The following is a 26,402-nucleotide window of genomic DNA, read 5'->3' as shown; positions in this document are numbered from 1 at the left end:
CAGCCATTATTTAGCAACAAAAATAAAGATTACTATAATAATAAAACCTTTATCCAATGCTGTACTAATCTGATTAAAAGCATACTTCAAAAGAAGGAATTACTTCATGATTCAGCAAATAAAATCCATGCCCATTACGCGCCAATTGGCCGTTGTTGTATTTACGGTTTCAATTCTTTGTTTTAGCGCGTTAAGCTGGTTAGCTTCGAATAAATCCTATGATGGATTTATGACAAGTATCGATCACGAACTACAAACCAGCGCTAGTCAAGGAGACATGCTGCTTGATTTTTATTATGAAAGTCTAGAAAGCAGCACCAATAGACTAGCTGATATATTCTTCACACTTTTCCCTAATGGAATCACCGTAAGCGATTCAGAAACAGTAAAAATTGGCGAATATGACAGCCCTTTAGCTACTAACTCAGGCGAAACAATTAACCTGAATTTTAGTAAACCGGATCAATTTACCAGTATGACAGGTGGTACAGCGACGGTTTTCATTCGCTATGGAGATGATTTCCTTCGAGTTAGTACATCACTAAAAAAAGCCGATGGTGAACGCGCGTATGGAACACTATTAGGCAAAGGGCATCCTGGCTACCAAAAACTAATCAATGGTGAAACTTACTCAGGCCCTGCCGCATTATTTGGCCGTAACTACATGACTAAATACGTACCTTTTAAAGATGCAAAAGGGAAAGTGGTTGGCATTCTGTATATTGGTTTTGATTACACTGAAGGGTTAAAAAGCTTAGAAAAAGAAATTAATGGCCTATCCTATGGCAAAACAGGCAAAGCCACAGTTATTAACTTAAAAGAAGGCAAAGACTTCGGTCGAGTTGTTATTGACTCTCAAAATAAAGGTAAGTTATTCACTGAGCTTGGCTTAGCCAACGCAGAAAAACACTTACAACTAATGAAAAGCCAAGATACAGGCACATTCTTCACAGAACAAACCGTGAACGGAGTTACGCAGAAAAACATCATGACGTTTAGCCGTGCAGATCGTTGGAATTGGGCAATTCTAACTGGCGGACCAATAAACGAGTTTACTCTTGTGGCTGACTCTGTTCGTAACAGCCTAATCATTATCTCCCTGATTTGTGCCGTTATTCTTGTGGTTCTCATCGCCTTTATTACTCAACGAATTCTTTCTCCTTTAAAACGCGTTGGCCAAGACCTACAAGAACTAGGTAATGGTAATCTTTCTACCCACCTCTTTGAAAATGGGCAAAATAATCAAACTCAAAGCCGTAATGAAATCGCGACGCTTTTTGAGCATGGTCGAAATACAGTTAAACAGTTACGCTCCATGCAAATGGAAGTTAGAAACTGTATGGAGCTACTTGCTAGTTCGAGTCATAAAGTACAAGAAACCGCGACATTAGCCTCCAAAGGCATGGCGAAACAGCAGGTAGAAACAGACTTGGTAGCAACAGCCATGAACCAAATGGTGATTGCCGTTGAAAATGTGTCTCAAAATGTTACAGAAACAACCAATGAAACACAAAAGGCTGACGAAGAAACCCGAGCTGGCACACAAGTAGTAAATGGTGTCGCAAACGATATGCAAAGCCTAGCAAGTGTCATTGGTCATGCTTCGTCAGTTATGCAGGAAGTTGAAAAAGAGAGCGTTAGTATTGGCTCAGTTTTAGATGTTATTCGTAGCATTGCAGAACAGACCAACTTACTAGCTCTCAATGCTGCCATTGAAGCAGCTCGAGCTGGTGAACAGGGCCGGGGCTTTGCCGTGGTTGCTGATGAAGTGAGAACACTAGCGACACGCACACAAACGGCTACCGCTGAAATTGAAGGCATGATTAGCCAGCTGCAAAAACTGTCTAAAACAGCGTCAATGGAAGTCATTAATGGACGCGATCAAGCAGCAGGGAATGCAGAAAAAGCACTGGAAGCAAGTAAAGGGCTGATGAAAGTAACCGAATCGGTTAGCTCAATAAACGCTATGTCTATCAATATTGCTAGCTCAATTACAGAACAATCTGCCGTTGCAGTCAGTGTGAATGAAAACATTGCCAACATACGCAATGTTTCGAACGAAACGGCTAACGGCGTTGAAGAAATGATGGCAACCACAAAAACACTTTCAGAAGTATTAAACAAGTTGAAGTTATCAATAAATCGATTCACGTTATAACTGAATTTGCCTAAAAAAAGCGAGTAGACAATGCCTACTCGCTTTTTTTATTTCTTCAAACTCGTATATTCTTATCTAAAAATACGTTCAGACCAGACGGTTAATCCTGCGGCAACGCTGCCAAAATGATCACCATCCAACACTGGAATATCGCCAATGCGTTTTTGAATAGCTTGACGAATCACTGGAGACTTTGCGGAGCCACCTGTCATATAAATCAAATCTGGCTTCTCGCCAGCCTGCTCTATCGCGGCCGTCATTAGATTTAACATTTTTTCTAGCGGAGAAGAGATAGATTTAGCCAACTCATCACGGGTAATCGTGGCCGCTAATTCTGCCTCAATATAATCCAGTGCAGCAAGATAACTCTGCGTATCTGATAGGGCAATTTTAGCTTCTTCCGCACTGCGAACAATATGATAGTTGTGTTTTTCTTCCCGCATGCGCAAGAAACGTTCAATCAATTTAGGCTGTGCAGCATCTAAACGCAGCTGCGCTATCTGGTTCTTGGTTTCCATACTATTGAAGGTCGCAATAGCTGATACATCGTTTGTCGTAATCGCGTTCCAATACATTTGTGTCGGCATTGGCAAACCCGTTTTTAACAATGAGTCCATACCAAAAAGAGGCATTAAATGCTTACCCGCAATCTGTATGTCTAAATCATTACCGCCAATTCGTTCACCGGTATGAGCTAAAAAATCACCGCGACGGTCTTCTTTTTTCAGATAGTCAGGGCCCATACGAACCATAGCGCAATCTGTAGTACCACCACCGATATCCACAACCAATACGGTTTTATTCTCTGCCAGTTTCACTTCAAAATCTAAACCAGCCGCAATAGGTTCATAAAGAAATTCGATTTCTTTAAAACCAGCTCGCTTGCCTGCTGTCGTTAGGATCTCAAGAGCTTGACGGTTACTTACATCCGCATCAAGACCTTGAAAGTTAACTGGACGACCAATAACGGTGTGAGTAATGTCAGCACCCAAGCTTTTTTCTGCGCGCTGTTTGATATTCTGCATCATTACAGTCACAACATCTTCGAAAAAATGAATATGCTCTGAACGAAGTCCAGCACCACCTAAAAATGACTTAGGCGATTTTACAAAGTAGCCTTCTTCAGGCCATTGGAAATATTCATTGAATGCAGCGCGTCCAAAAAATAACGTTTGATCTTCATCAGCAATGTCTTCTTCATAACGCGCACGCTTAGCACGTGTTAATGCATTTTGTCGTAGTTCAGCAAACGCTTGTCTTGAATGAATATCTTGCAGGCCCCTTCCGACCGCTTCGGTAATTAAATCTCGATCTAAGGCATACAATGTAGAAGGTAAAAAAGCATGTTCTCCTTCTAAAGCGACCAAACGCACAGCCGAATCTTGCACAATACCTAATGCACAATTCGATGTTCCGTAATCAAATCCACAAATCATCTAATATTTACCTGTTATCGCTAATAGAAAAGGGCCGCGGACGATAACAGAAAGATTCAAAAGTATCAAAACTATCGGGACACAACTTAAACATAGAAAGCTTACGCTTAATAACAGAAAATTGCAGGCCTGCAACATACTAGAAATACAATCTAAGCAATAATCCGCATTACGTAATACTCAGGAGATAAAGGATGCACCTTTCATTACAGGCTAAAATAACTTTTCAGTCCATTATTGTGGCTATAATTGTCGCTCTTGGCGTCGGCGGTGTATCTTTTTACGCTTTTAAATCCGACAGTGATACTCGCATAAAATCAGAAGCTAGCTCCCAAGCTAATGCCATTTCCACTTACATTAACAGCTGGTCTGATGATCGCATCGGTACTATGCAGGCCGTTAAACAAAAAATAGAAGCGTCCTTACGAGAAAACCCTGAGGTAAACGAAAAAGATATTCTTAATATATTGCAACAAGCACAAACAAGCTTGCAGTTTGGCTTGACCTTTTTAGGCTTAGAAAATGGCGCAATGTATCGCCACGACCCATCGTTAAACAGCGCTGACTATGACCCTCGTAAGCGAAGCTGGTATATAGATGCAAAAGCAAAAAACAGCGCCTACGTTACAGCCCCTTACATCTCAGCTTCAACCAAACAACTTTCAATGACCTTTGTTGAACCTATTATGTTGAATGGCAAGTTTGTCGGCGCCATCGGTGGTCTAGTATTTTTAGACAGTGTTTTAGATAGCATTTTGGCCATGAAAGTAGCAGGAGACGGTTATAGCGTATTGTTTGATGGCGACGGAAAAATCATCGCACATCCAAATACCGATAAAATTTTAAAAGATGCCACCGATTTATCGCCAGTATTAACGGATGACTTTTTCAAAAGTGTTCGTAATGAGGCTAAATTTACCGAGCTTAAAGTAGACGGCAAAAACACTGAAATGTACGCCAGCAACATAAAAGGCAACCCTTGGGTTTTAGGGTTAATGATGGATAAAAGCGTTTTAAACGCACCTCTTGTGAGCTTAGGCACCAATATCCTTATTGCGGTGTTTGTTTTGCTTTCCATCGCAATATTAGTGGTCATTCAAGTAACCAAATTCTTGCTTAAAGATTTACGTCGCGTGTCTGATAGTATGGCGCAAATTGCACAAGGTGACGGAGATCTGACGCAACGATTAACCGCCAGTTCTAAAGATGAAATCGCAGTCTTGGTCGATAACTTTAATACCTTCGTCGCATTATTACATGGCACTGTGTCACACCTTAAAAAAATTGGATATGACTTAGCAGGTCAAGCCAGTGCGGCCCATGCATCTTCTAGAAACAGCTCTTTGAAACTAGAAGAACAGCAACACAATATTTCAATGGTAGCGACAGCGATTCACCAAATGGCACAAGCGACTCAAGAAATCGCCAGCAACGCGACAAATACCGCAATCAATGCCGATGAAACGGTAGCTGCAAGCAATGTTGGCCAATCGCAAGTACTAAAAAGCCAAGAGAGCATTCGAACACTCGCTGCCGATATCCAAGACGTTGCCACTGTTATTAACGATCTCAGTAAAAATGCGGATGGCATCAACACCATTTTAACAACAATTTCTGGAATAGCAGAGCAAACGAACTTACTCGCCTTAAACGCAGCTATTGAAGCCGCACGAGCAGGTGAGCAAGGACGAGGCTTTGCAGTGGTTGCGGATGAAGTACGGGTACTGTCACAGCGTACTTATAGCTCGATTGAAGAAATCCAAAAAATGATTGAGTCTTTGCAAAAAATAACGAAAGACGCAGTAGGTAAAATTCAACTCAGCCATACCAGAGCGAACAACAGCGTTGAAGATGTCAACCAGGCAAAAGAGAGCCTAGACAAGATTCAAATGTCAGTCACAACGATCAATGATCGTGCGGCACAAATTGCAACAGCAACAGAAGAGCAAACTAGTGTAACCGCAGAAGTAAATCAAAATACAGCTGACATACAGCAAGGCTCGACCGAATTGGTTACTCTCGCAGCAGAAAGTGCAGCTCGTGCTGAAGAACTTAAATCATTGGCTGATGACCTAACCAAAAACATCAATCACTTCAGAACATAACAAACTGATGCCAATAAAAAGGCTCTATCAGGTAAACCAGATAGAGCCTTTTTTTGCTCTTGTATCTTTATGCTTTAGCGACGCATTAAACCAGTGGTGATACACCAATAATTGCTTGGTGTAGGTAAAAAGCGATAGCAAACCAAGAAACCATAGCGAAAGTGAAGGCCGCTAAATCAAACTGAACACCAGATTCTTGATCACGTACCACACCTGCTTTGCGGTCACGACGACGATAAACGGCAAAACTCACAATAGACCAAACCAAGAAACTGCCAAAGATCATTACATCGGCCAAGGTTCCGTTGCTAATCAAATGAGCAAATGCCCAAATTTTTACAGCGATTAACATGGGATAACCCACTTTCTTTTTCATTGTCGTATTCGGTACTAAAGCAGAACCAACGAAGAAAAGCGCAACCAATACCAGTAAGCCAGCTAAATGTCGCGTCCACACAGGAGGAAACCACAACCACACTGGCTCAAGGCGAACTTGCATGTAGCCCAGCACAATAAAAGCGGCGGCAATTAACGTTACCATGCCAAAACGCATTTTCCAGCGCATCTCGCCATGACTTGCCATACTTTTCTCTCGCCATTGTGGCGCGACCAAACGAATGGAATGCAAAACAAAGAAAATGACTAAACCTACAACTAAAATCAACATACTAAGATGTTCCTCATACACTTTAAAAATCTTTCAACTATCACTGGGAAATGACTGTAACCCACTCTTAATAATGGCCAAGCTAAACAGTACCAACCAATCTAAAAAATTAGGTTTAATTTATAGCGCAGGATTATAGAGGGAAATAAGCAAGAGGCCTATTATTCATTACAAACTACTAACAAATCACGAATTGCTCTTAAATTGCTCTTCGTTTATCTCGTAAACTCAACTGCCGGAAGATGGACATCAAGCAAATCCTGATTAAAGTCGTCAAAATGTCATAAAAAGCCCTGTAAAATACCTTTATTAAGCTAGAAAAAGCCCCCTCCTTTGCACTAGAATACACCGTTTTGACTAACGGGCAGGTTGCCATGATCAAGACACCTTATTATCTTATCGACAAAGCAGCTCTATTAAAGAATTTAGAGAAAATCGCTTACGTGCGCCAGCAGTCTGGAGCCAAGTCCTTGTTAGCTCTAAAATGCTTTGCAACTTGGTCTGTATTTGACCTAATGCAAGACTACATGGATGGCACCACGTCTTCTTCCCTATACGAAGTCAAACTGGGTAAAACCAAGTTTCAAGGCGAAACGCACGCTTATAGCGTGGCCTATTCCGACGATGAAATAGCAGAAGTGTTAGATCACTCTGATAAAATCATTTTTAACTCCATTGGTCAGTTCACTCGTTTTAAAGAGGCTAGTAAAGACAAGACCCGTGGTTTACGTGTTAATCCACAAGTGAGTACCTCTGAGTTTTTGATTGCCGATCCAGCAAGACCTTTTAGCCGTCTTGGTGAATGGGATCCTGAAAAAATCGCAACCGTAATTAACGATATATCTGGCTTTATGTTCCACAATAACTGTGAAAACAATAGCTTTGAACGCTTCGACGAGATGCTAAACCTTATCGAAGAGCGCTTTGGTCATTTGATTCAACAAGTAAAATGGGTCAGCCTTGGTGGCGGCATTCACTTTACTGGTGAAGGTTACCCAATTGATAAATTCTGCCAACGCCTAAAAGAGTTTGCCGAAAAATATGACATTCAGGTCTATCTAGAGCCAGGTGAAGCCAGTATTACAAAAAGCACAACACTAGAAGTCACCGTATTAGATACGCTATTTAATGGCAAAAATTTGGCTGTTGTCGATAGCTCTATTGAAGCTCACATGCTTGATCTACTGATCTACCGTGAGAACGCTAAAATGGCACCTTGCGATGGCGAACATGAATACATGATTTGTGGAAAGTCCTGTTTAGCAGGCGATATTTTCGGCGAATTTAAATTTGATAAAGCACTAAAAGTGGGTGACCGACTGTCTTTTCAAGACGCAGCTGGTTACACCATGGTGAAAAAGAACTGGTTTAACGGTGTTAAAATGCCGTCTATTGCCATACGCCAATTGGATGGCAGCATCGAACTTGTAAGGGAATTTGATTACAACGATTTTGAGCAGAATCTGTCTTAATTCTGCTTCAGTTAATATTTTGGAGTAAGCACTACCATGAAAAAAAATGTACTCATTATTGGTGGCGGAGGCGTGGCACGTGTTGTGGCACATAAATGCGCCCAACACAATGACACACTGGGCAATATCGCAATTGCTTCGCGCAGCGTTTCGAAATGCGACGATATTGTATCCAGTGTCCTCGACAAAGGCAGCATGAAGGTAGAGGGCCGCATTCAAGCATTCGCCCTAGACGCTCTTGACGTGCCAGCAACGATTAAATTGATTCAGGAAACCGAATCACAAATCGTCATTAACGTCGGTTCTGCCTTCGTTAATATGTCTGTACTTGAAGCTTGCATGGAAACTGGTGCTGCGTACTTAGACACTGCAATACATGAAGATCCAAGCAAAATTTGTGAAACACCACCTTGGTACGCCAACTACGAGTGGAAACGTCGCGATGCCTGTAAAGAAAAAGGCATCACCGCTATCCTAGGTGTGGGCTTTGACCCAGGTGTTGTGAACGCGTATGCAGCGCTTGCTTATAACGACTATTTAGACTCCGTTGACTCTATCGATATTATCGACGTGAACGCTGGTAGCCATGGCAAATACTTCGCCACTAACTTTGATCCTGAGATCAACTTCCGTGAATTCACCGGACGCGTTTACTCTTGGCAAGACAGTGCATGGCAAGAAAACAAAATGTTTGAAGTAAGTCGTACAGACGACCTTCCAGTGGTTGGTTCTCAAACGACTTATATGACAGGTCATGATGAAGTGCATTCACTGTCTCAGAATCTAAACGTGCCAAACGTACGTTTTTGGATGGGCTTTGGTGAGCATTACATTAATGTCTTCACTGTTCTTAAAAACCTAGGCTTACTATCTGAGCAACCAGTTAAAACAGCTGAAGGCCTAGAAGTTGTTCCTCTTAAAGTAGTAAAAGCAGTTCTTCCTGATCCATCCTCTCTTGCACCTGCTTATACAGGTAAGACTTGCATCGGTGATGTGGTCAAAGGCAAAAAAGATGGCAAAGACAAAGAAGTCTTCATCTACAACGTAGCTGACCATAAAGAAGCTTATAACGAAGTAGGTAGCCAAGGTATTTCTTATACAGCTGGTGTTCCACCTGTTGCTGCCGCCATCCTAGTTGCCAATGGCACTTGGGATGCGAAAGAAATGCGCAACGTAGAGCAACTTGACCCAAAACCTTTCCTAGGTTTGTTGAACGAGATGGGCTTGCCTACTCGCATTAAAGACGAAGACGGCGACCGCCCTTTTACGCTTTAATAGCTAATCAAGATTAGCGCTTAATCCCCCCAAAATAACCCCGTATTGACGGGGTTATTTTTTATCTAAGAAAGCCCATTCAATAAAAGCCCCCTGATTAAAATAAATACCAGCCCTCAAGACTTACACAATTAGAATAAAATCCTTACAATATCTTAACGTTTTTCGCTCCCCCTTTTTAGAATCTAGCCAAGGAACATCGTTATGAAAAAGGAACTAAAATTTGCAGTACTCACTGCTGTTATTACACTCACTCTTGCTGGTTGCGCATCCAATCCAGACTCTACCTCAAGCCTTGCTGCAGATATAAAACAAGCAGAAACCATTACTCAAATAAACAACCTCAAGCAAACTATTGATGCTGCCAACAAAAAAGTGACGCAAGGCATAGAAGAAGAACTAGATTGGTTCGCTACAAAAGAAGTCACCGATGCAAACGAAGCCTTAGCTGAAGCAAAAGAGTACTACGCAAAATTTGAATTCGACCCTTCAGAAGCAAATAGCAGTACAGGTTTTTTTAGCTCGACAACCAACATTACTGCCGCAGAAGAAGGTATCAGTAAATTCAATGAACATATGACAAAAGCCACTAATATCAAAGCTGCAGCGCTATCAGCGTTAGCAGAAGCATTTGACTATCGTGAACAGCTAAAAAAAATTGATGCTCAAAAATACTTCCCAAGCACAGTTAAAGAGCTAGAAGGTGATCTTAAAAAACTGGTAGATCAAGTTTCAAACGAGAGAGTTGAAGCAGCAATAAGTGCACAACCTGCCTTGCTAGCCAAGCAACGCGCTCTCGAAGTAAAAACAGTAACGGCCATCTATCTTACCGACGCTAAGAAAGACCTAGATAGGCTTGTTAAAGCAGGCACAGCGCAACACGCACCAAAGTCCTTATCTCAAGCCTCTGCTTCACTAACAGCTGTCACCGCATTTATTGTCGCTGAGCCAAGATCCATCGACAAAATCAAAATGCAAGCGGAAGAAGCAATGTTTTTAATTAACAGAGCAGAACAAATAGCGCTAACAGTTAAAAATCTTAAAGCACTACAACAAAAAGATTACGAAGATTATGCCATCAGCTATGAAAAAATCCTGCTCGAAATAAGTAATGCGCTTAATGCAGAAGATCGTCGTGATTTAGCCTTCGAAGAACAAGGAAAAGCATTGATAGCCTTTATCGAAGCAAATCTGAAGGATCAAGAAGCATCTGTTCAAGCGCAGCAAAAACTACGCAAAGAACTGAAAAATCAAACATCTTATACCGAACTATTGGAAGAGAAAATTAGTACTCTTAACGCTAATTTAGCCAATGCCAAAAAATCGTTAGCGGACCTATTATCTGAAAAAGAAGCGACAGAGAAAGCGGCGATAGAAAAGGCTGCTAAAGCGAAACAAACGATAGCAGAGCAAGAAAAATTAAAAGTAGAAGAAGCGAAAGTAGAGGCAAAAGCTCCAGCTGAAATTAAAACAGAAACAGAACAAGCAGAAAGTACAACAGCTCAATAACGTGCTTTATAAAACATAAAAAAAACCAGAGCATGAGCTCTGGTTTTTTTTGATCTCAATAATATCTACTATCGATGAGCAAAAGCCGTCTTAGTACAATCCCCTTCGATTTTGTCTTTTTCTTCTTCCAAAATCTCATCAGTAAATTGTCCCATGAAACAACAGCAGATTCCCTCGCCAATCATGGTTCGCGGCCCCATTGGGTGACCAATGTGCTTGTACACACCATGACTGTGACCATGAGAGTGATCGTGTGAATGGCCATGACTATGAGAGTGTCCATGACTGTGATCATGTGAGTGACCGTGGTCATGAGAGTGATCATGATGTTTCAATACCAATGAATGTCCATGATCAGCATGATCGAGCGCTTGAACTAGATTAGTAAAGTGTTTGGTATCAAATTCCGATAAGCCTTGCGTATCATCTTGTGGATCAACAAATTCGGCATGGTGATGATGAACATCCACTTCGCCCGCCGCAAGACGACGTTTAAAGGAGTTCATTAGGGTTTCTTCACCCGTTTGTAATTCCCCCTGCATAATTTCTTCCACACGGTTTTGGAAGGCATCGATGACACGAGGATGATCATTTAAATAAGGTGTTTGAATGAAATCAATACTTGGATTTTCTTGAGCCACCTTATCAACGTAACCTTGGATACGCTTGATCAAACGACCAGTAAACAAGAAATATGGCGCCACAACGATACGTTTAAAGCCAAGCTTCATTAGCTTTTCAAGGCCCACGCCAACAGACGGGTAAGTCACGCCAGAATAGACGGTATCAGCCCAACCAAAACCCATATTTTCGTTAACAATGCGCGTTAGCTTAGCCGCTTCAGCATTGGCAGAGGTATCGGACGTACCACGACCAACCACCACCAACATGGTGTCATAAAGGTTTTGAGGTGGATTCTCAGGATCGAGACCAAGAGATTCGTAAATACGCGCTTGGAACGCTTCTACCATGTCATCTTGCAAACCTAATTCACGCCCATAAGTGACTTTTAAACCTGGGTGTTTTTCTTCGTAAGTCGTCAAAACGGAAGGAATATCATTTTTTGCATGAGTAGCAGCGAACAACATACCCGGCACCGCGTAGATTTCCTCGACTCCTTGGCTCACCAAACTATCTAAGCCCATATGAATATTCGGTGCAGAAAACTCTAGAAAGCCGTACTCCACAGGAAGATCGGGATAACGCGCTTTGAGTCCTTTCGCTACTAGGCCAAATTCACGTTCTGCGTCTTTATCACGACTGCCGTGACCACAAATCATAATGCCCTTTTTGGCCTGTTCTTTATTGCTCATTATTTCTCTCTACTTTAAATCGTCTTAGCTGATAGTAAGTGTAACGACTAACAGCAAGGTTACCAGCGCTCTTCTGCCCAAGATCACTGACGTTGTTCTTGCTGCTGATCTAAATCAAGCAACAAGGATTGAATTTTTTCTCGGTGCGCATCGGCATTTTGCCACATGCCACGCTGTATGGCTTCTAATAAGCGCTCACCCATTTCTTCTAGCGCGTGAGGATTATTATCGCGCATAAAAGCTTGGTTGTCTGGATCAAGCAACAATCGATCGGTCACTTGCTCATATTGATAATCCGCCACAAGATCCGTCGTCGCATCGTAGGCGAATAAATAATCCACGGTAGCGGTCATTTCAAACGCACCTTTGTAGCCATGAGTTTGCATGGCTTCGATCCATTTCGGGTTTAATACTCGTGAGCGCACCACCCGATTAAGCTCTTCTTTTAAGGTACGAATTTTTGGTGAACTCGGGTTAGAGTGATCACTATGATAAACACTGGGCGCTTGACCACTAAACTCGGTGACAGCGTTGGTCATGCCTCCTTGGAATTGATAATAATCGTCTGAATCGAGAATATCGTGCTCGCGGTTATCTTGGTTTTGCACCACCGCATCCAGTTGAGACAAGCGCTCAACAAAGGCGTCTTTCGCTTCGACACCTTCGCCTTGGCTCTTAACGCCATCGTTATCAGTGTCATCGCTATAAGAACCATAAGCATAACCGCCCCAGTTTACATACGCTTCGGCAAGATCCGCTTTGGTGTCCCAACAACGCTCATCAATAAGACCTTGCAACCCCGCACCATAAGCCCCAGGTTTACTTCCGAATACACGATAAGTCGCTTGACGATTCGCCTCAACTTCACTCATGCCTTGAGCAAGTAGTTTGCTTTTTCGCGCTTCCACATTGGCACGAATCACATTGCCTGTGCCGGGTTCTTGGTAGCTTGCGATGGCTTGCACGGCCGCATCATAGAGTCGCATTACGTTGGCAAAAGCATCACGAAAGAAGCCGGAGACTCGCAAAGTCACATCCACTCGTGGACGGCCTAATTGCATACAAGACAAGATTTCAAAGTCCGTCACACGGTTTGATCCTGGCGCCCAAATCGGACGAATACCCATCAGCGCAAAAGCTTGAGCAATATCATCGCCGCCAGTTCGCATGGTGGCGGTTCCCCATACGGACAAACCCAAATCTTTTGGATAATCGCCATGCTCCTGTAGGTGTCGTTGAATCAGCGCTTCGGCCGACATCTGACCAATCGCCCAGGCCGCAGGCGATGGAATAGCGCGATTATCCACCGAGAAAAAATTTCGCCCAGTAGGCAAGGTATCGAGCCGCCCACGTGTCGGCGCGCCACTTGGGCCAGGGGGAATAAATCCACCCGCCAAACCTGTTATTAACGCTTGAATTTCATCATGAGCACTTTGCTGCAAAGCGACCAACAAGCGTTTTTTACTGTGGGCTAATAAAGCGGCTGTTTGAGGTAACTTTGCTGCCAACTTGTCTATGGAGTGAGCCCCGATTAGATGACTCAATACCAATTCTTTTGCAAATAATTCCAATCGCTCTTTAGTATCCGCATGGGTACGCCAGGCAAGTTCACTAATGGATTGTAAAAGCTCAGGCTTATTCCCTAACCAAGGCGTTCGTTCACTTTTCATTGGATCGAAACCGTCTTGCTCCAATGAAAGATCATTGACTAACCCATGAAGTATCCCTTGGCTGGTTATCTCACTACCTCGCGGTAAACGTAACAAAGCCACCAGAGTGTCGGCGAGTTTATCGTCTTCGGGTAATTCTCCTAGACGATGCAAACCGTGACGAATTTGTGCCTCTTTTATCTCACATAAATACGTATCTAGTCCTTCCAGCACAGCATCATCATTACCGGATTCAACACAGGTAAGCTCTTCTAACAAATGGGACTCTTGAACTTTTTTAAGAATTTGCTCACGCAGCCAGGTTTCTCGACGTACGTCCATTCCCATGGCTTGATAATATTCGTCTACTAAGTTTTCTAGCTCGGCCATGTCGCCATAGGTTTCTGCACGGGTCATCGGCGGCATAAGATGATCGATAATCACAGCTTGCGTACGGCGCTTAGCTTGCGCCCCCTCACCCGGATCATTGACGATAAAAGGGTAGAAATGCGGCATCGGACCCAACGCAATATCTGGCCAGCAAGAGGCAGACAAGGCGGTTCCTTTGCCCGGCAACCATTCCAGATTACCGTGTTTGCCCACATGCACAAAAGCATCCACTTGATACACATGGCGCAACCAAAAGTAAAAAGCCAAATAACTATGAGGGGGAATCAAATCAGGGTCATGATAATTCGCCGCGAGATCCAAATTAAAACCACGAGCCGGTTGAATGCCCACAAAGGTTTCCCCAAGCCGAATACCTGCGAGCATAATACGACGCTGGCCGTTTTGCTCACGGCATTTATGATCGTCTTCTGGTGGCCCCCAGCGATCCCAAACGGCGTTTTGACATTCCAACGGGAGCTGATAGAAATACTGCAAGTAATTTTCTAAGGCGAGGCTTTGCCAGCAACCGCGCTCATGCAAGGTGTTTGGATTATTGGTCACTGCGCCGAGCAATTCTTCGATCAAGGCATTACCATGATCGGGAATATTTTCGATGGGATAACCCGCGGTTTCTAAGGCTTTTAATAAATTCACCGCCGAGGCTGGTGTGTCTAAGCCTACTCCATTACCAATACGGCCATCTTTGGTTGGGTAATTGGCTAACACAAAAGCGATGCGTTTTTGATGGTTTGGTTTGCTGGCTAAATTAGCAAAGCGTTTGGCAAGTTGAGCGACAAAACGCGCACGCTCTTGGTGTAACTCATAACGTACTAAATCGACTTGGGCAATATCGTTGTAATGACTCAAGGCTTTAAAACTCACCGCACGAGTAATGATGCGTCCGTCCATTTCCGGCAAAACGATTTGCATGGCCACATCGCGGCTGCGCAAGCCTTGAGTTTGCGCTTGCCAATCGTCTTCTGTGCTACCAGAAAGGATCAACTGCAAAACCGGAATCGGCGAAGCAAACGCGGATTGAAAGTCTGTCGGCTCAGAGGCTAAATCTGGACTACCCACTCGATTCGCCGCAAAGCCGGTGGTGTTTAAAATCACCTTGGCTTGAGTGCGTTCCACTAACGATTCGATCAAACCCACCGATACATCGTCTTTTAGAGAACTCACCGCCACAGCCAACGGCACCAGACCCTCTTGCTCTAATATTCCAATCAAGCCATCAAACATGGCTGTGTTGCCGCTTTGCAGATGAGAACGATAAAACGCCAAGATGGCAACAGGACGACCTTCCACCAGCCAGTCAGCATAGTGGCTCTGCCACTGAGTAAAACCAGATGAATAACCTGCATGATAAATCAGCGCACTGGGTAAAGGTGTTGGCTCTTGCCAAGGACAAGGTTGATCAGAGTATCGGTCGGTGAGGAAATAAAATAATTGCTGTGAGTTTGTTTGACCGCTTTCACGCAGATAGCGCCACACTCGATGGCAGTCTTCTGGTTGTGCGGTAGATACCTTCATTAGCGATGGATCTTGCGAATCATCTCCTGGCACCACAATAAGTGTTCGGCCAGCTTTCGCTTTCGCCCATTCTTGCAGGCGCTGAAAACCATACGCCCAATAATGCTCGCCGCCAAGCAGTGAAACGACGACGACTTTAGCGTGATCGAGCACCTTGTGCTCGTATAAATCGTAAGCAGCAGGTTTGACCAACTGCATCCAATTGGCAAGGCGAACACTCGGTAATCGTAGGCGCTCCAATCCATCATCGGAGCCATGGAAAGAAGCTATCTCGTCAAGCGCGCTACCAAGCGCACCAAGCACACTATCAGCAGCGGCCAAAATCACTAAGTCTGCTGGGGTTTGCCCAAGATCGACAATTCCCTCATCGTCAACAAAGCCACCCGGTTTGGCTGCTAATAAGTGCACTATTTCTCCAATTGTTTTACTAAATCAATCTTGTCATTCAGTTATTCGACACTTATTCACAGCGTCACGAGCGCAGTAGCCGTGAGCGGTGATCAAGCACTCAAAGCATCATGAAGCACATTCTCAATCTGCTCTTTACTAATACCTTTACCAATAAACACCAACTGAGTTTTACGCACTTCTTCTGGTAACCATAAACGATCAAAATAACGATCCAAACGCGTTCCAACCACTTGAAACACTTGGCGCATGGGCTTGCCATGCACTGCAGCAAAACCTTTGACACGGAAGATATTATGCTCTTCAACCAGTTGAGTAAGCGTCTCTTGCAAAAGGTCAGACTGAACTTCGCCCAATGTCACCACAAAAGAATCAAAATGATCATGGGCATGGTCATGATGTGCACCATGAGCATGATGATGATCGTGGTGGTTATGTACTTCATCAATTCGGCTTTCGGTTGCAGCGTCAATGCCTAACAAGACATCCAATGCCGCTTCGCCATTTTCGATATAAACAGTTTTTACTGTACTTGGCACTTCGTGGGCAATAATCGCTTGCACGCGTGCACGCTCTTCATCGTTGAGTAAGTCGTTTTTACTGACCACAACTAGATCGGCAGCGCTTAACTGATCATCCAGTAATTCTTGCAAGCTAGGGTCATGATCCAGACTTTCGTCCGCTTGGCGTTGTGCTTGAACTTTGTCTTCATCATGAGCAAAGCGGCCTGCAGCCACAGCAGCACCATCAACCACGGTAATCACCGCATCGACTGTGCAATGCTCTTTAATGCCAGGCCAGTTGAAGGCTTGCACCAAAGGCTTCGGTAACGCCAAGCCACTGGTTTCAATCAAGATATGATCAATATCACCACGACGAGCAACAAGCTGCTGCATCACTGGCAAAAACTCTTCTTCTACGGTGCAACAAATACAACCATTCGCCAGTTCGTAAAAACCGTCATCACTACGCTGGCTTCCCTCTTCCACACCTTCGGGGCAATCAAGAGGACAAGAGCGCAATAGATCTGAATCGATATCTAACTCGCCAAACTCATTGACGATCACGGCAATACGCTTACCAGCCGCTTGCTTTAACACATTAGATAATAAGGTTGTTTTACCACTGCCCAAAAAGCCAGTCACAATTGTTGTTGGAATTTTATTCAACTGCATGATTCATCCTTCTTACTTTAAGGGATAATATTTTAAAATTATGTTTTCTTAGACTTGTGTATCTTACGAAAGATATGCGCTTGTCCCTTGTCGTATAAATAGGAGTCTGCAAAATCTTCTGTGTCTAATACCTTCCCGACCAATATCAAACTGGTACGAGTAAATTTTTTCTCTCTTACTTTGGCAACAATATCCGCTAAAGTTCCCACGACATAGTCCTGATCTGGCCAACTTGTGCGATAACACACAGCAACCGGACAATCTTCACCATAATGAGGAATGAGTTCTTCAACAATTTTATGAATGCGAGTAATGCCAAGGTGAATGGCTAGCGTCGCGCCACTTTGCGCTAACGCGGGCAATCGCTCTCTTTCAGGAAACGGGGTTTTACCTTCATAGCGGGTCATAATGACCGTTTGGGAAACGCCCGATAAGGTCAATTCTTTGCGAAGTAATGCCGCCGACGCCGCTACCGCACTGACGCCAGGAATAACTTCGTAATCAATGTCTAACGCTTCCAAGCGGCGAATTTGCTCACCGATGGCTCCATACAAAGCAGGATCACCAGACTGCAAACGCGCAACATCCTTGCCTTCTTGCGCGGCTTTTTCAATCACAGCGGTGGTTTCATCCAGATTCATTTCTGCCGTATCATAAATAGCTTCGGCTGAACCACGCACACTATCAATCACTTGTGGTGGAATCAAAGAACCGGCATAAAGAACAATCGGACAACGCTCCATGGCTTTGACCGCTTTTACCGTCATCAAATCTGGATCGCCTGGGCCTGCGCCAATAAAGTAAACCTTCATTTATTTCCCTTATCTTTTATAAAGAACTAAAGCTTTTTGGAATAACCGCGAGGCGTGTAAATCCAGTGTTTCTGGCCGTTAACTATGTGTTTAGAGTCGGAATTGCCCACACTTACCATGGTGAACATATCGACATCTTTGGCCTCTAACTCACCCAAGGTCGTAAAGGTAATCACTTCTTCCGGACGGGTCAGCTGGCGACCAATCATCACAGGGGTACTAGCAGGGCGATATTGCAGCAAAACATCACGAGCGTGGTTAAGTTGCCAATCTCTTTTCTTTGAAACGGGATTATAAAAAGACACCACAAAGTCGCCCGCGCCACAAGCATGCAAGCGTTTATCGATGGTTTCCCAAGGGGTTAATAAATCAGAAAGAGAGATGGTACAGAAATCGTGCCCAAGCATGGCTCCAACTCGGCTAGCGCCGGCTTGCATGGCTGAAATGCCGGGGATAACTTCAATATCGACATTTAGCCATTCAGGGTGATTTTCTTTGCTTTGCAGTTGCATATCCAGCAATTCAAATACCAAAGTCGCCATGGCATATATGCCAATGTCACCACTGGAAATTAACGCAGTATTTTTTCCTTGAGCGGCCAAGTCGAGCGCCAAACGAGCACGACCAATTTCTTCACCTAGTGGCAGATTATGAAAGGTTTTTCCTTCGCTTAGCTCACCCAATAAATCTAAATAGTAGCCGTAAGCAACCCAATCACTGCAAACTGCCAATGCTTTAGTCGCATTTGGCGCCACTAAACCCAAATCACCAGGCCCCATGCCCATTACAAATAACTTGCTCATCTACTCTCTACAATATAATCAAGCGCCACAGGACGCGAATGATGCCATTGTACACGGATTGCAAATCTGACGGGATGAAAACACCACTATTTAGAATGAGAGATGTTCAGGTTTAGGATTCAATACGAACAAGACGACAATGATTTTTCTCTACACCATTAAACTCTAATTCAGCTTCATCACCATGAATCCAAAAAGATAAACCTTCGCCTAAATAAAATGCGCCAGACGCACTGATTGCATGAGTCAGTACATAGGTTTTTTCTTTCCAAGATAACTGGGCTTGCTCGGCATGAAAAAATATATTTAAAGGCATGCTATTGCAGAGATAGTCAGCCTCATTCGTTTGAGCAACGTCTTCTATCTCATACATGTCATCATTTGAAGATACGTTTTTATTAACAGAGCTGCAAGCAACTAGACCTAATAAAGAAGAAGCAAGCAAGACGCTTTGTAGAAGCAACTTTTTAATGTGCACTATGTGAGACTCCATTCTAGAACCACTTTTTCCGATACACCATTCTTGACCAAGCGGTCATTATAGTGAGCAATTTAAATTTTAACAGCTCATATTATGTAGCGCTAGATAATAAGCTCTACTAAGCATGAATCTTATATTAATTACTTTTTGCGACAATTCGGCTGCTAATTATTATTAACGGCTGAATTGTCACAAAATCACCACAATTGATAAGAATAGACGCTTTGACAGCCACAGATAAAAACGAGTATATTCTGTTTGTCGGATTTATCCGACTTCGTTCTCGGGGCGGGGTGTAATTCCCCACCGGCGGTAAAGACTTTACATAAGCTAAACTCTAAGCCCGCGAGCGCCTTTAAGAAGCCTTTCTTTTAGGGTCAGCAGATCTGGTGTGATTCCAGAGCCGACGGTTATAGTCCGGATGATAGAGAGCGCGTCAGACAAGACCTATATTGGCATGGCATTTTTTGCTGCGCCCGATTTAAGGTATGCCATTTAAAAGTGGTGTATTTGCCTGCCCGTTCGCCCTGATTCACCTTAGATATTTAGGATTAAAAAATGAATCAGAGCTCAACGAATAACATTGATTTCACTCCTGCTACAAAGCGCATTGCCATTCTTCACGCCACTTGGCACGAAGATATTGTATTAAATTGCGTTGAAGGCTTTAAAAACGAACTAGTCTCTCGCGGCTACGACGCTTCTTTAATTGACGTCATCTCAGTACCTGGTGGCTACGAAATTCCATTACAAGCAAAACTACTCGCAAAAAGTGGACAATATTCCGCTATCGCTGGAACAGCACTGGTTGTCGATGGTGGTATTTACCGTCACGATTTTGTTGCTCAGGCAATTTGTAACGCCTTAATGCAAGTTCAATTGGAAACGGAAGTACCTGTTCTAACTGCGGTATTAACCCCTCATAACTTCCATGAGCACGACGAACATAAAGAATACTTCAGCCGTCATTTTGTTAAGAAAGGTATTGAGCTTGCTAATGCTTGCGATCAAACCATTCGCTTAACAGAAAAAGCCAAACAATTGCTTTAAACTTTTGTTTTAGCATTTAAAAGTACTAAGTTCGTAAAAATGCCCCGCACCATTGATGCGGGGCATTTTTGTATTCCGATTAGTCAAATGTTTTAACAAAATGCATGTGACTGAAGCGACTTATAAAGCTCGCTACTTCTGTCTGCCTCGATACACAACCCCAACATGTCATCGATAAAAAAGCCTAAAGCTCGTCGCTCTATCTGCTCAATCCCTTGCTGTTGCAGCACTGATAAGTTGGCATATTTTGATGCCGCTCCAAAGTCGCCAAACAAAACATGACCTTCTTTATTGATCAAAGTGTTGTGAGCGTAAAGGTCACCATGGCTGACTTTTTTATCACAAAAATGTGCTACCAGCTGCTCTACTTGCTCGATAATTCTGGCAATTTTATCAATTGAAAACAGCTGGTCTTGTGCAAAAGTATCTCGAGTGCAGGACTCTAAGCTGGGCGGTTTCCCTAGATTTGTATAATGCGCAGGAATTAGCTCCATCACGAGAGCAGAACAATCACTCTCTACCACCTTGGCAAGTGGTTGAACCAGGTTATTGTGACTACCAACAGCAAGACATGCATCCAGCTCGTCCTCAGGATAACCGTCACTGGTCACCTCACCTTTGAATACTTTTACCGCTACCGAGTCTGAAAAATTAAAGACATTCTCTCGCCAAGTCGCGAGAGAAATAACGCCTGATGCCCCTTGCCCCAATACTTGATGTAATTCCAAATCACAAAATTGCACCGTTTTAAATTCATTATGCGGATCACGTTCTGCACAAAATGGATTGCCAGAGAACGCCAACCAAGCCAAGCGAGGCAACTCTAATAATGCATCAGGGAAAGCCATCAGTTGATTAGCCGAAAGGCGAACCAATTCCAAGTTGCGACAATTAACAATAGAACCCGGCAGTGACGTTAAACGATTTCCTGCTAAAGCTAGCTTCTGCAGGCGAATTAGTCTTCCAAAATCCTCTGGAAGAGAACCAATTTTGTTATCGGTAAGGATTAACCAACGGGTCTGTGTAGGCAACGAATCAGAAGACACGGTAGTAATTTGATTACTTTTAAAGCCAATCATCTCCAAGTGTTTGCATTGCCCTAGAACCTCAGGCAAATGCGTGAAGTGATTATTCGAGCAAAAAAGTATACGGAGCTTTTTTAAGCGTGATAAATCTGCTGGCAGCTCGCTTAAATTGTTATTAGATAAATCTAAAATTTCTAGGCTTTCAGCTAGATCAAAAACAGCCTCAGGAAAAGTCGTTAAATTCTCAGACAGCTGCAGGCGAACAACGCCTTTCAACTCTCCACTGTTAAGTTGGTCAAGTGTGTGCAAAATAGAACTCTTTCTAAACAAGATTTACGCTTATTATAACAATTACATGCGTGGAATGGTGGTTATCAAGTCTGTTACGCCGACATCAATACCCAGTTGAGAAAGTAAAGTGGTTATCTGGCCTCTATGATGAGTCTGATGATTAAAAAAGTGCTGTAGAGTAAAACCAAACCTTTGCGAATGATCAACACCCTTCATATTTATATACTCAAGCGCAGATGCTAGCATCTCGTCAGTTACTTCATCCATCATCGCAATAATTAGCAGATCTAATTCAAAGCGCTGGCTTTGTAATAATAGCAAATCATCAAACAACCGAGTATTAAGTGCTGCAGGTCGCTCTAGCACACGAACACGATCTAGACTAGAAAGCTCAGTGAAATGAGCTGCAAAGCGCTTCAGCCAAATAATGTCCGCCGCAAGGTTATGATTAAGCGTGCCTAGCACAGAGCCAAAAAATGCACCTTTATCTTCAACCAAATTAGCATAACTCAACTCACCAGCCGCTTTATAGATCGCCTGATTCATCCATTGATTATACGACGCCATCAGCTGCATATTTTCTTTTACCGACATAATTATCGCCCTCTTAAGGTATTTATTAAGCTGCTAGTAAAACAGCAATAAGAGCAATTAAACCCGGTAATCCTTGTACAAACAAAATCTTCTTGCTCGAGGTAATCGCGCCATAAATACCAGCAACAACCACACAGAGTAAAAAGAAAATCATTACCTGTGAGCCTGCCGCACCAAGCCACGCTCCCCACAACAAACCTGCTGCCAAAAAACCGTTATAAAGCCCTTGGTTGGCAGCCATCACCTTACTCGCTTTAGCAAAATCAGGTTTTAAGCCAAATATCTTCATACCCTTAGGCTTGTCCCAAAGAAACATCTCAATGTACATAATGTAAAGATGTAACAGGGCGACAAGAACGGTGGCAACAATTGCGATTAATTCCATAGATATACCTCTTCTTATTTTTATTCCGTTAACCAAAAAACTCAAAACCTAACACAATGCTTTTCAATTAAGGAACTGAGAAACTATTTTGCTATTCCTTGGTCTACTACATCAAGTTCGTTTTGCTCGTTACCTATTTTTCAAGCGTCACTTGCGCTTTATCATTCATTCTTTCAAGCTTCCCTTGAAAGTCTCTCAAAGCAATGGTCAAAGCGCCTACTGCGACACTTGGCTCTATGTCATTGCTTTCAAGCAGCTCAATAAGGTCAACAGCCAGCTTAATGTGATCTGGCGCGAGGTCTAAAGGCATAAAAACTCCATACGTGAGATTGCAACAATCTATATGTAAAATGCACAAAATAGGCAATTAAAAAACGTTTTTGCCGTCTATAATGGCTTTTGGCATTACGAGTTGTTCAACATAAAATAAGACAAATATAATACACATCGAACATAAACAAGCCTAATTTAACGAGGTTATCGTGATTACAAATGAATTTTGGTTGGATCGATGGAAAACTGGACGTATTGGTTTTCATCAAGAAGGCGTCAATCCGAAGCTGATAGAGTTCTGGCCTGCCTTACCCAAAGGCAGCAGAGTTCTTGTGCCTTTATGTGGTAAATCCAATGACATGATTTGGTTAGCTGAACAAGGCTATGAAGTCACAGGTGTTGAACTCTCTTCTCTGGCAGTCATTCAATTTCTAGGTGATAACGATTTAGCCTTTGAAACACATCAAGAAAGCGACCTAAAAGTTCATACCGTTGACGGTTTACCTTTACGAATTGTCGAAGGTGACTATTTCCAATTCAACGAAACTGAATTTGATGCCTGTTATGATCGTGCCGCTATGATAGCGATGCCAGATTCAAAACGTGCAGAGTACGTTGCCCACACCCTTGATCGTTTATCCTCATCTGCTTGCGTACTATTGGTGTCATTACAATATGATGGCGACAAGCAAGGGCCGCCATTTTCAGTCGATGAAGATAGTGTGATATCGCTGTGGGGGAGTCAAATTCAGAAAATCGCCTCTGAAAATCTAGCACTGACTAATCCTCAATATAAAGAGGAAGGGCACAGTGTATTTGAGGAAAGTGTGTGGCGTATTCAACCCTAGATAATATAAGGCTGAATAGACCTAGATTAGACTGTATACCCTAGGTTTTTTCTGGGATAATACGGCACAATTTTTCACCGATAATCCATGTATCCTCGTAATGATTAAAAATGCGAACTCACCATTACGCCAGATACCAAGAGTAAATAATGATCAAACGACATAAAACCGCCAAAGAGCTCTTTTCTTACCCATTGTATTGGGCTGAGTGTTATGGCGTTTCGCCCTTCCTACCAACAACCAGAGAAGAAATGGACGCTCTTGGCTGGGACAGCTGCGATGTGATCATAGTGTCAGGTGATGCTTATGTGGATCACCCTAGTTTTGGTATGGCGGTTTTAGGTCGCTTATTAGAAGCACAAGGTTATCGCGTCGGCATCATCGATCAACCTGATTGGCGTAATACTAAAGATTTCATGCGCCTTGGTCGCCCTAACCTATATTTTGGCGTTACCGCTGGCAATATGGACTCCTTGATCAATCGCTACACCGCTGATTTAAAAGTGCGTAATGACGACGCTTATACGCCTTACGGTGTTGGTGGAAAACGCCCTGATCGCGCAGTTATTGTTTACTCTCAGCGCTGTAAAGAAGCATTCCACGATGTTCCTGTCATGATTGGCGGTATTGAAGCCAGCCTTCGTCGCATTGCCCAATACGACTATTGGAGCGATGAGGTACGTCGTTCGGTACTGATCGATTCAACTGCCGATATTTTACTTTACGGTAATGCTGAACGCGCCATGATTGAAGTAACCCATCAGATGGCTATGGGCAAAACGCTTGATGAGTTAACCGACATTCGCGGTACGACTATTGTTCGAAACACCCCACCTGGCGGCTATACTGAAATCGATTCGACTCGTGTGGATTGGCCTGGAAAAGTAGATCAAATTTATAGCCCTTACGAATATATTCCAGAAGGAAAATGTCAGACTAAAGATGAAGAAGAGTCCGATGTAATGCCGATTCGAGTCATTCCCGCTCCACTGCGTCGTGGTGAAAAACTTGATCCGGAAAAAACCTATATACGCTTACCATCATTCGAAAAAGTATCTAAAGATCCTGTTTTATACGCGCACACATCACGTATTTTGCACCTTGAATCAAACCCACATAACGCACGCGCACTGATTCAAAAGCATGGCAAGAAAGAGATATGGGTTAATCCGCCACCGATTCCATTGGAAACACCAGAAATGGATGGCGTGTTTGATTTACCTTATGCGCGTGTGCCGCACCCGAAATACAAAAAAGCCCGCATTCCTGCTTATGACATGATAAAAACATCGATCAATATCATGCGCGGTTGTTTTGGTGGTTGTACTTTTTGTTCGATTACCGAGCATGAAGGACGAGTGATTCAGTCTCGTTCACACGAATCTATTTTAAAGGAAATTGAAGATATCAAGGACAAGGTGCCAGGTTTCACAGGGCATATCTCTGACCTTGGCGGACCAACTTCCAACATGTACACACTGAACTGTAACGACGACGAAGTACAAGCGTCCTGCCGTAAACTGTCTTGTGTTTATCCAACTATTTGCTCTAACTTGAATACCGACCATAGCCCTACGACGCAACTGTATCGCAAAACTCGTGCGGTTGAAGGCATTCATACCGTATCTATTGCCTCAGGTTTACGTTATGACCTTGCTGTAGAAGATCCTGAGTACGTTCGTGAACTTGTCACTCATCACGTTGGCGGCTTACTGAAAATTGCCCCTGAGCACTCAGAGCAAGGCACTTTGTCAAAAATGATGAAGCCAGGCATGGGAACTTACGATCGCTTCAAACGCATGTTTGATAAGTACTCCAAAGAAGCGGGCAAGAAGCAGCATTTAATCCCTTACTTTATCGCCGCGCATCCTGGTAGCTCTGATGAAGACATGCTTAACCTAGCTGTGTGGCTGAAAACCAATGACTTCAAACCAGACCAAGTACAAACCTTTTACCCTTCGCCAATGTCATTAGCTACAGCTATGTATCACTCTGGTAAAAACCCGCTAAAACCGGTTACTTATAAGAGTGAAGACGTTTATACCCCTAAAGACGCCAAGCAACGTACGGTACAAAAAGGCTTCTTGCGCTATCACGATCCGAGCAACTGGCAGGATCTACGTAACACTTTAATCAAAATGGGCCGTCCTGAACTTATTGGTCATGGTGATAACAAATTGGTGCCAGCGGAAGAGAAAGATAAACAAGTACGTCGTCGTCCTCAAAAAGCCAAACCTGGCCAAGCAACAGGCGCTTCCCATACATCAAACAGACCAACCATGGAAAAGAACGCTGCAGCAGAAAAAGCTCGTCGTAAAAATAACAACGGCGGCGTTGCAGCCACCCCAACAAAACGCCGCAAGACAAAAGTAAAGTCTCGCCAACAGTAACCTTATACCAGAATTAGGTGTACAGAGAGACAGGCATAAAAAAACGCGCCATGCTTATTTAACATGTGAAGTGACCCCCAATAGTTGGACAACCAATATTGGGGGTTCTTTTTTTATGTCAAAGTACAGTCGCACTTTTAAAATTGCATTAGCTCAACAATGTCTTGATGGTGTTTCATCACCAAGGGTTCTTGGAAAACAGCTATCCATTCCATATAGTCAGATTCGCTATTGGAGCAAGGTCTATAGCTTCAATGGTGAAGAATCGTTTCTACCGCCAAAATTTCCTCGTACCGCTAAAAATAAGGCTGATATCCTTAAAAGAATGTGGTCAGAAAATTGGTCATTAACTTACACAAG

The 26,402-nt window shown here is 43.2% G+C and carries 21 protein-coding genes and 1 riboswitch; of the genes, 9 read left to right on the top strand and 12 right to left on the bottom strand.

Going from position 1 to position 26,402, the window contains the following annotated elements; genetic code table 11:
- Positions 1-106: 106 nt before the first annotated feature.
- The gene (locus tag CYL31_RS06780) at positions 107-2,158 is read left to right on the top strand and encodes a methyl-accepting chemotaxis protein (RefSeq protein WP_212918176.1); all 2,052 of its coding nucleotides are present in this window, start codon (positions 107-109) and stop codon (positions 2,156-2,158) included.
- Between the two features lie 71 nt (positions 2,159-2,229).
- On the opposite strand, the gene yegD is transcribed toward CYL31_RS06780, so the two are convergent.
- Positions 2,230-3,594 carry a molecular chaperone gene (gene yegD / locus CYL31_RS06775; protein WP_212918175.1) on the bottom strand — a complete coding sequence of 455 codons (1,365 nt, stop codon included), beginning with the start codon at positions 3,592-3,594 and terminating at the stop codon, positions 2,230-2,232.
- A 194-nt stretch (positions 3,595-3,788) separates the two neighbouring features.
- Between yegD and CYL31_RS06770 the strand changes: the two genes are divergently transcribed.
- On the top strand, positions 3,789-5,699 hold the full coding sequence (locus CYL31_RS06770) for a methyl-accepting chemotaxis protein (RefSeq protein ID WP_212918174.1): 1,911 nt from the start codon (positions 3,789-3,791) through the stop codon (positions 5,697-5,699).
- 85 nt (positions 5,700-5,784) lie between these two features.
- Here the strand turns inward: CYL31_RS06770 and CYL31_RS06765 are convergent, their stop codons facing one another.
- A complete protein-coding gene (locus CYL31_RS06765; RefSeq protein ID WP_212918173.1) occupies positions 5,785-6,366 on the bottom strand; it encodes an NnrU family protein in 582 nt (193 codons plus the stop codon).
- A gap of 374 nt (positions 6,367-6,740) precedes the next feature.
- Between CYL31_RS06765 and nspC the strand changes: the two genes are divergently transcribed.
- From nspC to CYL31_RS06750, 3 genes are all read left to right on the top strand, one after another.
- Positions 6,741-7,838, top strand: a complete 1,098-nt coding sequence (nspC, locus tag CYL31_RS06760; protein WP_212918172.1) for a carboxynorspermidine decarboxylase — start codon at positions 6,741-6,743, stop codon at positions 7,836-7,838.
- A 36-nt stretch (positions 7,839-7,874) separates the two neighbouring features.
- Complete coding sequence (locus CYL31_RS06755; protein ID WP_212918171.1) at positions 7,875-9,113, top strand: saccharopine dehydrogenase family protein; 1,239 nt, start codon at positions 7,875-7,877, stop codon at positions 9,111-9,113.
- 204 nt (positions 9,114-9,317) lie between these two features.
- Entirely contained in the window at positions 9,318-10,622 is a 1,305-nt protein-coding gene (locus CYL31_RS06750) for a hypothetical protein (RefSeq protein ID WP_212918170.1), read from the top strand.
- Positions 10,623-10,690: 68 nt separating this feature from the next.
- Here CYL31_RS06750 and CYL31_RS06745 read toward each other — a convergent pair whose 3' ends face one another.
- The 6 genes from CYL31_RS06745 to CYL31_RS06720 form a co-directional block, all read right to left on the bottom strand.
- Positions 10,691-11,935, bottom strand: coding sequence for a sirohydrochlorin chelatase (locus CYL31_RS06745; protein ID WP_212918169.1), 1,245 nt, complete (start codon positions 11,933-11,935; stop codon positions 10,691-10,693).
- Positions 11,936-12,018: 83 nt separating this feature from the next.
- Complete coding sequence (gene cobN, locus CYL31_RS06740) at positions 12,019-15,915, bottom strand: cobaltochelatase subunit CobN (protein ID WP_212918168.1); 3,897 nt, start codon at positions 15,913-15,915, stop codon at positions 12,019-12,021.
- 92 nt (positions 15,916-16,007) lie between these two features.
- Positions 16,008-17,090, bottom strand: a complete 1,083-nt coding sequence (gene cobW, locus CYL31_RS06735; protein ID WP_212918167.1) for a cobalamin biosynthesis protein CobW — start codon at positions 17,088-17,090, stop codon at positions 16,008-16,010.
- Positions 17,091-17,128: 38 nt separating this feature from the next.
- Positions 17,129-17,902: a precorrin-4 C(11)-methyltransferase gene (gene cobM / locus CYL31_RS06730; protein WP_212918166.1), complete on the bottom strand. Its 774-nt coding sequence runs from the start codon at positions 17,900-17,902 to the stop codon at positions 17,129-17,131.
- Positions 17,903-17,928: 26 nt separating this feature from the next.
- Positions 17,929-18,705 (bottom strand): precorrin-3B C(17)-methyltransferase, encoded by a 777-nt coding sequence (cobJ, locus tag CYL31_RS06725; protein WP_212918165.1) that lies wholly within the window; start codon positions 18,703-18,705, stop codon positions 17,929-17,931.
- Positions 18,706-18,817: 112 nt separating this feature from the next.
- On the bottom strand, positions 18,818-19,183 hold the full coding sequence (locus tag CYL31_RS06720) for an MliC family protein (protein WP_212918164.1): 366 nt from the start codon (positions 19,181-19,183) through the stop codon (positions 18,818-18,820).
- A 278-nt stretch (positions 19,184-19,461) separates the two neighbouring features.
- Positions 19,462-19,623, top strand: a riboswitch (FMN riboswitch).
- Positions 19,624-19,744: 121 nt separating this feature from the next.
- On the opposite strand from CYL31_RS06720, the gene CYL31_RS06715 reads away from it, so the two are divergent.
- On the top strand, positions 19,745-20,236 hold the full coding sequence (locus CYL31_RS06715; RefSeq protein ID WP_212918163.1) for a 6,7-dimethyl-8-ribityllumazine synthase: 492 nt from the start codon (positions 19,745-19,747) through the stop codon (positions 20,234-20,236).
- A gap of 92 nt (positions 20,237-20,328) precedes the next feature.
- Here CYL31_RS06715 and CYL31_RS06710 read toward each other — a convergent pair whose 3' ends face one another.
- From CYL31_RS06710 to CYL31_RS06695, 4 genes are all read right to left on the bottom strand, one after another.
- On the bottom strand, positions 20,329-21,570 hold the full coding sequence (locus tag CYL31_RS06710) for a leucine-rich repeat-containing protein kinase family protein (protein ID WP_212918162.1): 1,242 nt from the start codon (positions 21,568-21,570) through the stop codon (positions 20,329-20,331).
- Between the two features lie 42 nt (positions 21,571-21,612).
- On the bottom strand, positions 21,613-22,146 hold the full coding sequence (locus CYL31_RS06705) for a DinB family protein (RefSeq protein WP_212918161.1): 534 nt from the start codon (positions 22,144-22,146) through the stop codon (positions 21,613-21,615).
- A gap of 25 nt (positions 22,147-22,171) precedes the next feature.
- The gene (locus tag CYL31_RS06700) at positions 22,172-22,531 is read right to left on the bottom strand and encodes a DUF1304 domain-containing protein (protein ID WP_212918160.1); all 360 of its coding nucleotides are present in this window, start codon (positions 22,529-22,531) and stop codon (positions 22,172-22,174) included.
- A 133-nt stretch (positions 22,532-22,664) separates the two neighbouring features.
- Positions 22,665-22,841 (bottom strand): DUF2496 domain-containing protein, encoded by a 177-nt coding sequence (locus CYL31_RS06695; RefSeq protein ID WP_212918159.1) that lies wholly within the window; start codon positions 22,839-22,841, stop codon positions 22,665-22,667.
- 172 nt (positions 22,842-23,013) lie between these two features.
- Here CYL31_RS06695 and tmpT point away from each other — a divergent pair, with 172 nt between their 5' ends.
- The 3 genes from tmpT to CYL31_RS06680 all read left to right on the top strand — a co-directional run.
- Complete coding sequence (gene tmpT, locus CYL31_RS06690) at positions 23,014-23,652, top strand: thiopurine S-methyltransferase (RefSeq protein WP_212918158.1); 639 nt, start codon at positions 23,014-23,016, stop codon at positions 23,650-23,652.
- A 149-nt stretch (positions 23,653-23,801) separates the two neighbouring features.
- Positions 23,802-26,042 (top strand): YgiQ family radical SAM protein, encoded by a 2,241-nt coding sequence (locus CYL31_RS06685; protein WP_212918157.1) that lies wholly within the window; start codon positions 23,802-23,804, stop codon positions 26,040-26,042.
- A 115-nt stretch (positions 26,043-26,157) separates the two neighbouring features.
- Positions 26,158-26,402, top strand: a 245-nt coding sequence (locus CYL31_RS06680; protein WP_212918156.1) for a transposase, incomplete at its 3' end; no start/stop codon positions are given.

Source organism: Marinomonas sp. A3A (assembly GCF_018336955.1).
In the GTDB taxonomy this organism is placed as follows: Bacteria; Pseudomonadota; Gammaproteobacteria; order Pseudomonadales; family Marinomonadaceae; genus Marinomonas; species Marinomonas lutimaris.
The sequence above is the reverse complement of the archived record's forward strand: the minus strand, read 5'-3'. Positions and strand labels throughout refer to the sequence as shown.